Source organism: Flagellimonas alvinocaridis, assembly GCF_004916895.1.
Taxonomy (GTDB): domain Bacteria; phylum Bacteroidota; class Bacteroidia; order Flavobacteriales; family Flavobacteriaceae; genus Flagellimonas; species Flagellimonas alvinocaridis.
Genome location: NZ_SNTZ01000049.1, coordinates 1 through 764 on the forward strand (window position 1 = coordinate 1; position 764 = coordinate 764).

Consider the following 764-nt stretch of genomic DNA (forward strand, 5'->3'; position numbering starts at 1 on the left):
CGATCCTCTTCAGATAATTCGTCCAATCCAAGGATAGCTATAATGTCCTGAAGTTCTTTGTAACGTTGTAAACGATCCTCTTCAGRTAATTCGTCCAATCCAAGGATAGCTATAATGTCCTGAAGTTCTTTGTAACGTTGTARAGTTTCCTTAACTCTTTGCGCARTTTCATAATGTTCCTCACCAACGATCCKRGGTKGAAGCATAGTTGACGTTGAATCTAAAGGATCTACTGCTGGATAGATACCTTTGGAAGCCAATCCTCTTGATAGTACGGTAGTMGCATCTAAATGGGCAAAYGTCGTCGCAGGRGCCGGGTCGGTCAAATCGTCTGCMGGTACATAAMMTGCTTGAATAGAAGTTAYGGACCCYTCTTTAGTMGAAGTAATTMTTTCTTGTAACGAACCCATTTCAGTACTAAGAGTGGGTTGATAGCCCACAGCGGAAGGCATTCTACCCAATAAAGCRGATACTTCGGATCCCGCTTGGACAAAACGGAAGATATTGTCGATAAATAGAAGTACGTCTTGTTCATTAACATCTCGGAAATATTCCGCCATAGTKAAGGCAGTCAAACCAACTCTCATACGAGCTCCCGGCGGTTCATTCMTCTGACCATAAACTAGAGCAACKTTTGATTCTGCAATATTTTCTTCATTAATTACCCCAGATTCTTTCAKTTCCATGTAAAGATCGTTTCCTGCACGAGTACGCTCTCCCACTCCGCCAAATACGGATACACCTCCATGAGCTTTGGCAATATT

At 42.4% G+C, this 764-nt stretch carries 1 protein-coding gene; it reads right to left on the reverse strand.

Annotation, left to right across the window (positions count from 1 at the left end; translation table 11 throughout):
* Positions 1-764: ATP synthase beta subunit C-terminal domain-containing protein (locus EZV76_RS17850; protein WP_500683425.1), on the reverse strand; the 764-nt coding region annotated here is incomplete at both ends.